This is a genomic window from Lelliottia nimipressuralis (assembly GCF_004402045.1).
GTDB lineage: Bacteria > Pseudomonadota > Gammaproteobacteria > Enterobacterales > Enterobacteriaceae > Enterobacter > Enterobacter chinensis.
In genome coordinates, this window is sequence record NZ_SOMG01000007.1 from 1 (window position 1) to 11044 (window position 11044).

16 protein-coding genes are annotated in these 11044 nt (G+C 50.8%); 6 read left to right on the plus strand and 10 right to left on the minus strand.

What is annotated here, in order from left to right; all coding sequences use genetic code 11:
• The first annotated feature begins 249 nt into the window (after positions 1 to 249).
• Complete coding sequence (locus E3U32_RS02380; RefSeq protein ID WP_134347522.1) at positions 250 to 804, plus strand: gamma carbonic anhydrase family protein; 555 nt, start codon at positions 250 to 252, stop codon at positions 802 to 804.
• Here the strand turns inward: E3U32_RS02380 and E3U32_RS02385 are convergent.
• Genes E3U32_RS02385 through dprA form a run of 6 tightly spaced genes read right to left on the minus strand, consistent with a single transcriptional unit; the run spans position 780 to position 4563 of the window.
• Positions 780 to 1028 (minus strand): DUF1488 domain-containing protein, encoded by a 249-nt coding sequence (locus E3U32_RS02385; protein ID WP_134347523.1) that lies wholly within the window; start codon positions 1026 to 1028, stop codon positions 780 to 782. The genes E3U32_RS02380 and E3U32_RS02385 overlap by 25 nt on opposite strands.
• On the minus strand, positions 1025 to 1843 hold the full coding sequence (gene aroE / locus E3U32_RS02390) for a shikimate dehydrogenase (RefSeq protein ID WP_134347524.1): 819 nt from the start codon (positions 1841 to 1843) through the stop codon (positions 1025 to 1027). The genes E3U32_RS02385 and aroE overlap by 4 nt, the downstream gene beginning before the upstream one ends.
• Before the next feature lie 4 nt (positions 1844 to 1847).
• On the minus strand, positions 1848 to 2420 hold the full coding sequence (tsaC, locus tag E3U32_RS02395; protein WP_134347525.1) for an L-threonylcarbamoyladenylate synthase type 1 TsaC: 573 nt from the start codon (positions 2418 to 2420) through the stop codon (positions 1848 to 1850).
• Complete coding sequence (locus tag E3U32_RS02400) at positions 2413 to 2967, minus strand: DNA topoisomerase family protein (RefSeq protein ID WP_134347526.1); 555 nt, start codon at positions 2965 to 2967, stop codon at positions 2413 to 2415. Before E3U32_RS02400 ends, tsaC begins: the two co-directional genes overlap by 8 nt.
• Before the next feature lie 26 nt (positions 2968 to 2993).
• Positions 2994 to 3467, minus strand: coding sequence for a DUF494 family protein Smg (gene smg, locus E3U32_RS02405; RefSeq protein ID WP_134347527.1), 474 nt, complete (start codon positions 3465 to 3467; stop codon positions 2994 to 2996).
• Positions 3439 to 4563 (minus strand): DNA-protecting protein DprA, encoded by a 1125-nt coding sequence (gene dprA / locus E3U32_RS02410; RefSeq protein ID WP_134347528.1) that lies wholly within the window; start codon positions 4561 to 4563, stop codon positions 3439 to 3441. Before dprA ends, smg begins: the two co-directional genes overlap by 29 nt.
• Positions 4564 to 4690: 127 nt before the next feature.
• Here dprA and def point away from each other — a divergent pair, with 127 nt between their 5' ends.
• The 5 genes from def to mscL all read left to right on the plus strand — a co-directional run bounded on the left by def (position 4691) and on the right by mscL (position 9468).
• A complete protein-coding gene (def, locus tag E3U32_RS02415) occupies positions 4691 to 5200 on the plus strand; it encodes a peptide deformylase (RefSeq protein ID WP_008503479.1) in 510 nt (169 codons plus the stop codon).
• Positions 5201 to 5225: 25 nt separating this feature from the next.
• The gene (gene fmt, locus E3U32_RS02420) at positions 5226 to 6173 is read left to right on the plus strand and encodes a methionyl-tRNA formyltransferase (protein WP_134347529.1); all 948 of its coding nucleotides are present in this window, start codon (positions 5226 to 5228) and stop codon (positions 6171 to 6173) included.
• 52 nt (positions 6174 to 6225) lie between these two features.
• A complete protein-coding gene (gene rsmB, locus E3U32_RS02425) occupies positions 6226 to 7512 on the plus strand; it encodes a 16S rRNA (cytosine(967)-C(5))-methyltransferase RsmB (RefSeq protein WP_134347530.1) in 1287 nt (428 codons plus the stop codon).
• Between the two features lie 22 nt (positions 7513 to 7534).
• Positions 7535 to 8911: a Trk system potassium transporter TrkA gene (trkA, locus tag E3U32_RS02430; RefSeq protein ID WP_047345326.1), complete on the plus strand. Its 1377-nt coding sequence runs from the start codon at positions 7535 to 7537 to the stop codon at positions 8909 to 8911.
• 146 nt (positions 8912 to 9057) lie between these two features.
• Positions 9058 to 9468 carry a large-conductance mechanosensitive channel protein MscL gene (gene mscL, locus E3U32_RS02435; protein WP_023309449.1) on the plus strand — a complete coding sequence of 137 codons (411 nt, stop codon included), beginning with the start codon at positions 9058 to 9060 and terminating at the stop codon, positions 9466 to 9468.
• Here the strand turns inward: mscL and E3U32_RS02440 are convergent, their stop codons facing one another.
• The 4 genes from E3U32_RS02440 to rplQ all read right to left on the minus strand — a co-directional run bounded on the left by E3U32_RS02440 (position 9469) and on the right by rplQ (position 11029).
• Positions 9469 to 9684, minus strand: coding sequence for an alternative ribosome-rescue factor A (locus E3U32_RS02440; RefSeq protein WP_047345325.1), 216 nt, complete (start codon positions 9682 to 9684; stop codon positions 9469 to 9471).
• 57 nt (positions 9685 to 9741) lie between these two features.
• Positions 9742 to 10167: a Zn(2+)-responsive transcriptional regulator gene (zntR, locus tag E3U32_RS02445; RefSeq protein ID WP_134347531.1), complete on the minus strand. Its 426-nt coding sequence runs from the start codon at positions 10165 to 10167 to the stop codon at positions 9742 to 9744.
• 2 nt (positions 10168 to 10169) lie between these two features.
• Complete coding sequence (locus E3U32_RS02450) at positions 10170 to 10538, minus strand: DUF1992 domain-containing protein (protein ID WP_134347532.1); 369 nt, start codon at positions 10536 to 10538, stop codon at positions 10170 to 10172.
• Between the two features lie 107 nt (positions 10539 to 10645).
• On the minus strand, positions 10646 to 11029 hold the full coding sequence (gene rplQ, locus E3U32_RS02455; RefSeq protein ID WP_001216368.1) for a 50S ribosomal protein L17: 384 nt from the start codon (positions 11027 to 11029) through the stop codon (positions 10646 to 10648).
• Positions 11030 to 11044 lie beyond the last annotated feature (15 nt).

An 11044-nucleotide genomic window follows, 5' to 3' on the forward strand; every position in this document is an offset into this window, starting at 1 on the left:
GGATTTTTTCTCTTCAACCGACCGGGTTGTTTGTGAAGTGATTCACATCCGCCGTGTCGATGGAGGCGCATTATAGGGATCCCAATTTTTAGCACAAGTATTTTTTAGATCTTTTTTTCCGACTGTTGATTTTCCGCGCTTTTCGCTGAAATCCCGCCCGATTTGCTTAAATATTGACGTATTTTGCCTTGCCTCGATCCAATAATATGATCAAAGTCTTCTGTATAGCGCTCATCCTTAGAGGTAGATATGCCCGCAGTATTACGTCCTTATAAAGATCTGTTCCCCCAAAAAGGCGATCGCGTGATGATCGATGCCAGCAGCGTGGTCATTGGTGATGTCCGTATGGCGGATGATGTCAGCATCTGGCCGCTCGTCGCCATCAGGGGAGATGTTAACTATGTGTCGATTGGCACACGTACCAATATTCAGGACGGTAGCGTTCTGCATGTTACCCACAAGTCTTCTTATAATCCGGAAGGTAATCCACTCATCATTGGAGAAGAGGTTACCGTCGGTCATAAAGTGATGCTTCACGGCTGCACTATCGGAAACCGGGTACTCGTTGGCATGGGGTCGATTTTACTTGATGGTGTCATAGTAGAAGATGACGTAATGATTGGTGCCGGTAGCCTTGTCCCGCAAAACAAAAGACTCGAGAGCGGCTACCTCTATCTGGGAAGCCCGGTAAAGCAGATCCGCCCCCTGAAGGAGGCAGAGATCGAAGGATTAAAATACTCAGCGAACAACTACGTTAAATGGAAGAATGACTATCTGAATCAGGACAACCAAACCCAGCCCTGATCGTCCTCCTGCTGTTCACGGATTAAATCGCTGGCTTCTTCTTCCAGATCCCAGCGATTTTCACAAAATGCCTTTATCGGTTCAGAACCGCCAAAACGACGCAACAGTGTTTCCCCCGAAATGGCACAGGTAAGTTGCATACCCTGCACCAGCACCGGGAAACAGACTGCTTGTTTACTCTCATCCCAGTTCTCTCTGTCCGGGAAGTGAATAGCCTGATTCACGCCGAAAGCTCCTGCTTTAACTTTTCAATGACCGGCTCGACTGCAGGCAACACACCATGCCAGAGCAACACCGCATGCGCAGCCTGACCCACCAGCATTCCCAGTCCATCGGCTATATGTTTCGCACCGTGTTGTTCACACCAGTTCAGAAAAGGAGTCTTCCCTTTCTGATAAAACATGTCATAGAAGTACATATGAGCGCTTACCAGCGAAGCGGGGATTGCCGGGATCTCGCCATTGATGCCGCTGGACGTGGCATTGATGACAAGATCGAATTCACGCCCGGCAAGATCCTCAAGCGCAACCGCACTCACGCTGCCGGTATGTGCAAACAACGCCGCCAGCGCTTCTGCCCGGGAAAAGGTTCTGTTGGTAATGGTTACCGCACAGTCCAGCGAAAGCAGAGGCAACAGCACTCCCCGCGATGCACCACCCGCACCAATCAGCAGGACCCGGAATCCGGGCTTGATAAAGGAGAGTCTTTCCAGATCGCTAAGTAAACCAATTCCGTCGGTGTTGTCACCCAGAAGACGACCATCCTCAAGCCGTTTTAAAGTATTTACTGCACCAGCAAGTGAAGCGCGCTCGGTCAGCTCATCCGCACGTTCGAAAGCTTCCTCTTTAAAAGGTACCGTCACATTCGCGCCTTTACCGCCCGCGGCGAAAAAAGCCTCCAGCGTTGCAACAAATGCATCCACTGGTGCCAGTACGCGACCGTAGGGATGATTTATCTGCAGCTGCTTCGCAAATTGCTGATGGATCAACGGTGATTTGCTGTGCGCAATCGGATTACCAAAAACAGCATAGGTTTCCATGAGATTATCCCTGGCGAAAACGTTCGCCGGTCAGAGCGTCACGAATTTCGGACGGATTCAGGCGCCCTCCCGTTTCACCGACAGCAACAGGGAAGTCTTTCCCGAACTGTGCCAGTACTTCTTCGGTTGTCCGGCAAGGTGGCAATCCGGTCAGGTTGGCGCTGGTTGAAACCAGCGGTTTGCCATATGCGAGGCAAAGCTCTACGACCAGCGGGTGGTCAGTTACGCGAACGGCGAGGGTATTAAAGCGTCCGGTTAACCAGCGTGGCGTTGTCGGCTGCGCCGGGAAGACGAAGGTCACCGGCCCAGGCCATGCGGAGAAGATAGTCTCGCGCTGCGCCGGCGTCAGCATAGAGTCATCTATATAGGGTTTAAGCTGCTCATAATTCGCAGCGATCAAAATCAGCCCTTTCTCGACGGGTCTTTGTTTTAAAGTAAGCAGGCGGCTCACAGCCGTCTCGCTGTCAGGATCGCAACCGACCCCAAAAACAGCTTCAGTTGGATAGGCGATGACTTCTTCATTTTTCAGTACGTCCACTGCATGCGCAATAGAGCCTGATGGCAGGTTATTATTCACTATTTTGATCCGCCGTAACCGGCTTTCCACATTGTTTACTGGCGCAGAAGCGTTTCATACCTTGCGCGGTTTTCTTCTCTATGAGTAGCGGATAATTGCATTGAGGGCAGGTTCCCGCTACCGGTTTAAAATTGATAACAAACTGGCAATCAGGGTAGCGATCGCAGGAATGGAAGGTCTTACCAAAACGAGATCGACGCTGTACCAGTTGCCCGCGCTGACACTGAGGACAGGCAATAGCCGTTTCATCTGGCTTATCAATTTGTTCCGTATGTTCACATTCTGGATAACGGCTACATCCAATAAACATGCCGAAACGTCCCTGGCGCAGCGCTAATTCGCCACCGCAGAGAGGACAAAGCTGCCCCTCCAGAATTTTAACGATATGTCCATCCGCCTGGCTTTTCAGAGGACGAACATAATCACATTCCGGATAGTGTGAACAACCGAGAAACGGGCCGTGTTTCCCGGACCGAATAACAAGTTCAGCCCCGCACTGCGGGCAGGGCTCGTTTTTATGCACCGTGAATAGTGCTGATTTGGCCATAACAACTCTTGGTGCTGCACATTGAATTAATGCAGCATACCTTCATTCACTTCAAAGAGTAATTCTTCCATTTGCTGATAGGCATTTTCACAGCCCGGGATATTAAACAGAACCATCAGGATCACCCACTTGAGATCTTCCAGTTCAAATTCTGCTGTATCCAGCGCCATGACGCGCTCTATCACCATTTCTCTCGTTTCGAGGTTTAGCACCTGAATCTGCTCAAGGAATAAAATGAACCCCCGGCAGCTGGCGTCCAGCCTTTCACACTCTTCAGCGGTATAAATGCGTACTGACAATGGGTCAGAAGCAAGCTGCATCGGTTCGGCGAGGCCTTCCTGATAATCAGCCAGTTTTTCCAACCACATCAACGCATTGTAAATATCTTCCCGCTCAAATCCTGCTTCGGTAAGATCCCGTGTCAATTTGTCCTGATCCACTCGCATTTCTGCTTCGTTATGGATGTAAGTCTCAAACAAATACATCAGTACGTCGAACATGGCATGCCCTCCTTAATCGGACATAGCCGCCGGGTACAGCTGCGATCCACCCTGCTAACTCCAGTTCAAGTAGCTGTGCTACCGTTACTGGCACAGGTTGGCCGGCACGTTCAGCGACAACGTCAACAGGTGTTACCTCATCTCCTACGTTAGCCAGGAGCTTGGGAAATGGCAATGCCACCTTTTCCTGATCTGATGAATAAAGTCGCTTTTCGGGATCTTCCTGCAGCCATTGCAGCCCATATTGCAAATTTTCAAGAATGTCCCCGACTTCCGTTACCGGTGTTGCCCCTTGCTTAATCAGCCAGTGCGGTCCCTCGCATCCGGGGTTACCTATCGGGCCAGGCAAGGCGAAAACTTCTCGCCCCTGTTCGAGCGCGCATCGTGCTGTGACCAGCGAACCGCTTCGCCGCGCCGCTTCAACCACCAGCACGCCCTGACTAAGACCGCTGATAATTCGATTACGACGCGGAAAGTTTGCTGGCCTGGGCTGTGCAGAAAGGGGAAACTCAGACACTATCGCACCGTCAGACTCGATAATCCGCATAGCTAATGCCTGATGTCGGCGGGGATAAATGCTAAAAAGACCGTTCCCCAGTACCGCAACACTTCGCCCTTTTACTGACAGCGCCGCGCTGTGGGCTACACCGTCAATACCGCAGGCCAGCCCGCTGGTAATCGTGAAACCACTTTGCGAAAGTTGTTCGCAGAGAATCTTTCCCCATCGCTCGCCGTACCATGACGGCGCACGGCTACCGACGACCGCCAGTTGGACAGCATTAAGCGTCTCAAGGTTGCCTTTTATGAATAACGCCCCGGGATAATCAGGAATCGCGCGGAGTAAAGGGGGATAAAGCGGATGATTAGCCGTCAATAAATGATTTCCCGGCTGCTCAAGCCATATAAGGCTACGTTCCAGTTCACTTTCATCTGGCGCAAAAAACCGTTCAGCCTGCTTTACTGTCAGCCCGGCGTTTCTGACGACGAGAGCATCGATGCTTTCCCGCTTCTGCAGCTGTGCAGCCGCTTCGAGCATTGCATCACCATACAGAGAACCTGTGTGTATTAGCCGTAGCCATATCTCGGTAGACGTCATCCTTTCCCCTGCCATAAGCGGCCTGCGCAATCATTGCGATTGGTCACTGATGCTGTCAATCGATGGGGGTTTTGTCTAGAATAGAGAGTGTATTCTTATCAACTCCTGAACACGACTCTGGAAATTTATGGCAGTTTTGCAAGTGTTACATATTCCGGACGAGCGCCTTCGCATCGTCGCTGAACCGGTCAAAGAAGTGAATGCAGAAATCCAGCGTATCGTTGATGATATGTTCGATACCATGTACGCCGAAGAAGGCATTGGCCTGGCGGCGACGCAGGTGGACATTCACAAGCGTATTATCGTGATCGATGTTTCTGAAAATCGCGATGGCCGCCTGGTACTGATCAACCCTGAGTTGCTCGAAAAGAGTGGCGAAACCGGGATTGAGGAAGGTTGTCTGTCCATTCCTGAGCAGCGTGCTTTAGTGCCGCGTGCCGAAAAAGTGAAAATTCGTGCCCTGGATCGTGACGGTAATCCGTTCGAACTGGAAGCAGACGATCTGCTGGCAATTTGTATTCAGCATGAGATGGATCACCTGGTCGGTAAACTGTTTATCGATTATCTCTCGCCGCTGAAACAGCAGCGTATTCGTCAGAAAGTAGAGAAACTGGATCGTTTGCGTTCTCGCGCATAACGTCCCCCCGGATACAAGGATCATCGTGTCTAAAACACTACGTATTATCTTCGCGGGAACCCCTGATTTTGCAGCGCGTCATCTTGACGCGCTGTTATCTTCTGGTCACCAGGTTGTTGGCGTCTTTACCCAGCCGGACCGTCCGGCAGGTCGCGGTAAAAAACTGATGCCGAGCCCGGTAAAGGTGTTGGCAGAAGAGCATGGTCTACCCGTTTTCCAGCCCGCATCGTTGCGTCCACAGGAAAATCAGCAGCTGGTTGCTGACCTGAATGCCGATGTGATGGTGGTGGTGGCTTACGGTTTAATTCTGCCAAAAGCTGTGCTTGATATGCCTCGCCTGGGTTGCATCAATGTGCATGGGTCTCTGCTCCCGCGCTGGCGTGGTGCAGCACCTATCCAGCGCTCTCTGTGGGCAGGTGATGCTGAAACAGGCGTCACCATCATGAAGATGGATGTAGGTTTAGACACCGGCGACATGCTGTATAAACTGGCCTGTCCCATTACGTCAGACGATACCAGCGCCACGCTGTATGACAAACTGGCAGACCTCGGTCCGCAAGGACTTATCGAAACGCTTCAGCAGCTTGCTGACAATACGGCGAAACCGGAAGTTCAGGATGATGCGCGGGTGACTTATGCCGAAAAACTGAGCAAAGAAGAAGCGAGGATCGACTGGTCTCTGTCAGCTGCCCAACTTGAACGCTGTATTCGCGCCTTTAATCCGTGGCCGATGAGCTGGTTGGAGATTGATGAGCAGCCAGTGAAAGTCTGGAAGGCCTCCGTCATTAGCTGTAATACCACAGCTGAACCCGGTACGATTATTGATGCCAGCAAGAATGGTATCCAGGTGGCGACTGCGCAAGGAATTCTGAATCTTGAATCGCTACAACCGGCAGGTAAGAAAGCCATGAGCGCTCAGGATCTGTTAAATTCCCGTCGCGAATGGTTTATCCCGGGCAATCGCCTTGCCTGAACAAATTTATTCTTAAGGCCCGGTGTTTCCGGGCATTTTTATTTTTACGGTTATGAAAAAACAAAATCTACGTAGTATGGCGGCTCAGGCCGTTGAGCAGGTTATCGAGCAGGGTCAGTCATTGAGTAATGTCCTGCCTCCACTGCAACAAAAAGTCTCTGATAAAGACAAAGCCCTGCTTCAGGAGCTCTGCTTTGGCGTCCTGCGCACACTCTCTCAGCTTGAGTGGTTGATTAATAAGCTAATGTCACGCCCAATGACAGGCAAGCAGCGCACCGTACATTATTTGATTATGGTGGGTTTTTATCAGCTTCTTCATACCCGCATCCCACCTCATGCCGCGCTGGCAGAAACTGTGGAAGGTGCCGTTGCGATTAAACGCCCCCAGCTGAAAGGGCTGATCAACGGCGTACTGCGTCAGTTCCAGCGACAGCAGGAAGAGCTTCTGGCTGAATTTGCCCAAAGCGAAACACGTTTCCTGCACCCGGATTGGCTGCTGAAGCGCCTGAAAAAAGCCTGGCCACAACAGTGGCAAAATATTGCCGAAGCCAATAATCAACGTCCACCGATGTGGTTACGCGTGAATCGTAATCATCATTCTCGCGATGCATGGCTGGCCTTGCTTGAAGAGGCTGGAATGAGCGGCTTCACCCATGACGCATATCCTGATGCCGTGCGTTTAGCATCGCCTGCACCGGTGCACGCATTACCCGGTTTTGATGAAGGCTGGGTAACCGTACAGGATGCCTCTGCCCAGGGTTGCATGACCTGGCTTGAACCTAAAAACGGTGAGCAGATCCTCGATCTCTGCGCTGCGCCTGGTGGCAAAACAACGCATATTCTTGAAGTGGCTCCGCAGGCCAGCGTGATGGCGGTGGACGTTGATGAACAACGTCTATCACGCGTCTACGACAACCTTAAGCGTCTGGGCATGAAGGCACAGGTTAAGCAAGGCGATGGACGCAAACCCGCAGAATGGTGTGGTGAAACACAATTCGACCGCATTTTGCTGGATGCCCCCTGCTCTGCAACCGGTGTTATTCGTCGTCATCCGGATATCAAGTGGCTACGCCGCGATCGTGATATTAAGGAACTTGCCCAACTGCAATCCGACATTCTCGACGCCATTTGGCCACATCTAAAACCAGGCGGAACACTGGTCTATGCAACCTGCTCCATACTTCCGGAAGAAAACAGCCAGCAAATTTTGGCCTTCCTTAAACGTACCCCGGACGCGGCACTGCGTGATACGGGAACGCCTGAATCCCCGGGTCAGCAGAACCTGCCCGGTGCAGAAGAGGGTGATGGCTTCTTTTACGCTAAGCTAATCAAAGAGTGATGTTGAGAACAGGTCACGAGATATGAAGATTATCATTCTGGGTGCAGGACAGGTTGGCGGAACGCTGGCCGAAAACCTGGTTGGCGAAAACAACGACATTACAATTGTTGATACCAACGGCGATCGCCTGCGTGTTTTACAGGATAAATTTGACCTGCGCGTTGTGCAGGGGCATGGTTCGCACCCACGCGTTCTTCGTGAGGCGGGCGCCGACGATGCCGACATGCTGGTTGCGGTGACAAGTTCTGACGAAACCAATATGGTGGCCTGTCAGGTGGCCTACTCGCTTTTCAACACGCCAAACCGAATCGCACGCATCCGCTCTCCGGACTATGTCCGCGATGCTGAGAAGCTGTTTAATTCAGAAGCGGTCCCTATTGATCATCTCATCGCGCCAGAGCAACTGGTTATCGACAGTATCTATCGCCTGATCGAATATCCGGGCGCCCTGCAGGTAGTAAACTTTGCCGAAGGTAAAGTGAGCCTGGCAGTCGTCAAGGCCTATTACGGTGGGCCATTGATCGGCAATGCGCTTTCCACGATGCGCGAGCATATGCCGCATATCGATACGCGCGTCGCGGCCATCTTCCGTCACGACAGACCCATTCGCCCGCAAGGCTCCACAATTGTGGAAGCAGGTGATGAGGTATTCTTTATTGCAGCCTCACAGCATATCCGTGCGGTGATGAGTGAACTTCAGCGTCTCGAAAAACCCTATAAACGCATTATGCTGGTCGGCGGTGGCAATATTGGGGCAGGTCTGGCGCATCGGCTGGAAAAAGACTACAGCGTGAAACTGATCGAGCGCGATCAACAGCGTGCTGCTGAACTGGCGGAAAAACTGCAAAATACGATCGTATTTTATGGCGATGCGTCAGATCAGGAATTGCTGGCTGAAGAGCATATTGATCAAGTTGATCTTTTTATTGCTGTCACCAACGACGACGAGGCGAATATTATGTCCGCCATGCTCGCCAAGCGTATGGGAGCAAAGAAGGTCATGGTGCTTATCCAGCGCAAGGCGTATGTCGATCTGGTCCAGGGCAGCGTTATTGATATTGCCATTTCGCCTCAGCAGGCGACGATTTCCGCCCTCCTGAGTCATGTCCGTAAAGCAGATATTGTTGGAGTGTCATCGCTTCGTCGAGGTGTCGCGGAAGCCATTGAAGCTGTTGCTCACGGGGATGAAACCACTTCTCGCGTTGTGGGCCGTTCGATCGACGAAATTAAGCTGCCACCAGGCACAATTATCGGCGCCGTTGTGCGCGGAAATGATGTCATGATTGCCAATGATAATTTACGTATTGAGCAAGGCGATCACGTTATTATGTTCCTTACCGATAAAAAGTTTATTACCGACGTTGAACGTTTATTCCAGCCAAGTCCATTCTTCCTTTAATGTATCGGGTGCCTGAAAAAACGCACCCGAACTTTATCCTTTTCATTTCTGTGCCTTTTATTTTTCATAACGTTTAATTATCCCGAATGGCAAATGGCTAATCATTTGTTAAACTTATAGTCGTCAGCTGGCACAAGGAGAGAAGAATGAGTTTTATTAAAGAATTTCGCGAATTTGCGATGCGCGGGAACGTTGTTGATTTGGCAGTGGGTGTCATTATTGGTGCAGCATTCGGCAAGATTGTTTCATCATTAGTCGCCGACATTATCATGCCGCCTTTAGGGTTGTTAATTGGGGGTATTGATTTTAAACAATTCGCCTTCACGTTGCGTGAAGCACAGGGCGATGTCCCGGCAGTCGTGATGCACTACGGCGTATTTATTCAGAACGTATTTGATTTCGTGATTGTGGCGTTTGCCATTTTTATGGCTATCAAGCTGATCAACAGGCTCAACCGTAAAAAAGAAGAGCCGGCTGCAGCACCTGCACCAACAAAAGAAGAAGTGCTGCTGAGTGAGATTCGCGATCTGTTAAAAGAGCAGAACAACCGCGTATAATCAACAGCTTAAAGCAGGAAGGCCAGTGGTAAATAAGCGATTCGCTTGTTTGCCACTGGCCTCCCAGTTACCCCGTTTTTCATGCTTGTCTTTACGCAGATAACTTCCTTTCCCTTTTTTATTTTTCTCAACGCGCTGTCTAAATAACGGGTCGTGAAGTAACGCCTCAATGGCATTATCCTTAATTTGTCCTTTCGTGTGCTGATAGCGGCTCATAATGTCTCCAGAGCAGGGTTTATGACGACGGGAGTCTAGACCCGGATGAACTAAAAATCAACAACCCTGTTTTTCTCCACTCGCTCCCTGTTCAAGGGCTTCGAGAATTGAACAGTAAATACTGCTGTGGGCCGTCCCGCAGCAGGCATCATTCAGCCTTTGCAAAGAGCGCTGCATGGTTTGCAGTTCCTGAATGCGCGCTTCAACTTCACCAAGCCGGGCCTGCACAATGCTCTTAGATTCCTGACAGGTATGATGTTCCGGATCGATGCGAATCGATAACAACTCGCGGATCGAGTCCAGTGTAAAACCGAGCTGCCGTGCATAACGAATAAACCGCAGACGTTGAAGATCATTATCGGTATAAAGGCGAAATCCACCTTCAGTACGAACTTCATGATCGATCATTTGCTGCTTTTCGTAATATCGGATGGTATCCGGCGTGACGTTCGCGAGCTTTGCAAGTTCACCGATACGGTACATAACTATTCCTCGTTTATCTTCTGTATCAATCTTTCACTGTATTCCCCGTGCAGAAACTCGGTGTTCATTCCTGCCTGTCGCAGCTTGAGTTCAAGCAGGGCGAGCTGGCGACTAAGTTCAGCGTGTCGAGGATCGTCCTGACGGATCCCTTTGAGAAGATCGGCCAGTTCAACAGCCTCTCTTCGATGTTCAAGTTCCGGAGGAAGACAGCCTGCATTTTTCAGTAAACGGTATCCAGCCCGTAATTCCGGTGCGATGTGCGAATCATCGTCAAGTACAAGAGGTTCTCCGCTTCCCGGGAGATCGTCGAATTCGCCTTTCTTTTGGGCATCGCGAATATGGCGTTCTGCCCACTGATCGAGCAACCACATTACCGGCTCCAGGGGATGAACAGAATTGATACAGACATTGTAGAGAAGTGGGGGGATCGCGGATATAAAAAAACCCGCCGGAGCGGGTTTTTTTACGTTACTGCAGATTACTCTGCAGCAGCTTCTGCTTTCTCTGAACGATCAACCAGCTCGATGTAAGCCATCGGCGCGTTGTCGCCTGCACGGAAACCACACTTCAGAATACGAGTGTAACCACCGGCACGGCTCGCGAAACGCGGGCCCAGTTCGTTAAACAGTTTTGCCACGATCTCGTTATCACGAGTACGGGCGAATGCCAGACGACGATTAGCAACGCTGTCAGTCTTGGCAAGAGTAATCAGCGGCTCAACTACGCGACGCAGCTCTTTCGCTTTAGGCAGGGTCGTCTTGATGATCTCATGACGAACCAGTGAACCTGCCATGTTGCGGAACATAGCCTGGCGATGGCTGCTGTTGCGGTTCAGTTGACGACCACTCTTACGATGGCGCATGACCTTATCCTTCTC

What these genes read in the sequence shown, in the direction of transcription:
- E3U32_RS02380 (WP_134347522.1), top strand. Translation starts at nt 250, where the DNA reads ATGCCCGCAGTATTACGTCCTTATAAAGATCTGTTCCCCCAAAAAGGC.
- aroE (WP_134347524.1), bottom strand. Translation starts at nt 1,843, where the DNA reads ATGGAAACCTATGCTGTTTTTGGTAATCCGATTGCGCACAGCAAATCA.
- E3U32_RS02400 (WP_134347526.1), bottom strand. Translation starts at nt 2,967, where the DNA reads ATGGCCAAATCAGCACTATTCACGGTGCATAAAAACGAGCCCTGCCCG.
- smg (WP_134347527.1), bottom strand. Translation starts at nt 3,467, where the DNA reads ATGTTCGACGTACTGATGTATTTGTTTGAGACTTACATCCATAACGAA.
- dprA (WP_134347528.1), bottom strand. Translation starts at nt 4,563, where the DNA reads ATGACGTCTACCGAGATATGGCTACGGCTAATACACACAGGTTCTCTG.
- def (WP_008503479.1), top strand. Translation starts at nt 4,691, where the DNA reads ATGGCAGTTTTGCAAGTGTTACATATTCCGGACGAGCGCCTTCGCATC.
- rsmB (WP_134347530.1), top strand. Translation starts at nt 6,226, where the DNA reads ATGAAAAAACAAAATCTACGTAGTATGGCGGCTCAGGCCGTTGAGCAG.
- trkA (WP_047345326.1), top strand. Translation starts at nt 7,535, where the DNA reads ATGAAGATTATCATTCTGGGTGCAGGACAGGTTGGCGGAACGCTGGCC.
- mscL (WP_023309449.1), top strand. Translation starts at nt 9,058, where the DNA reads ATGAGTTTTATTAAAGAATTTCGCGAATTTGCGATGCGCGGGAACGTT.
- E3U32_RS02440 (WP_047345325.1), bottom strand. Translation starts at nt 9,684, where the DNA reads ATGAGCCGCTATCAGCACACGAAAGGACAAATTAAGGATAATGCCATT.
- zntR (WP_134347531.1), bottom strand. Translation starts at nt 10,167, where the DNA reads ATGTACCGTATCGGTGAACTTGCAAAGCTCGCGAACGTCACGCCGGAT.
- E3U32_RS02450 (WP_134347532.1), bottom strand. Translation starts at nt 10,538, where the DNA reads ATGTGGTTGCTCGATCAGTGGGCAGAACGCCATATTCGCGATGCCCAA.
- rplQ (WP_001216368.1), bottom strand. Translation starts at nt 11,029, where the DNA reads ATGCGCCATCGTAAGAGTGGTCGTCAACTGAACCGCAACAGCAGCCAT.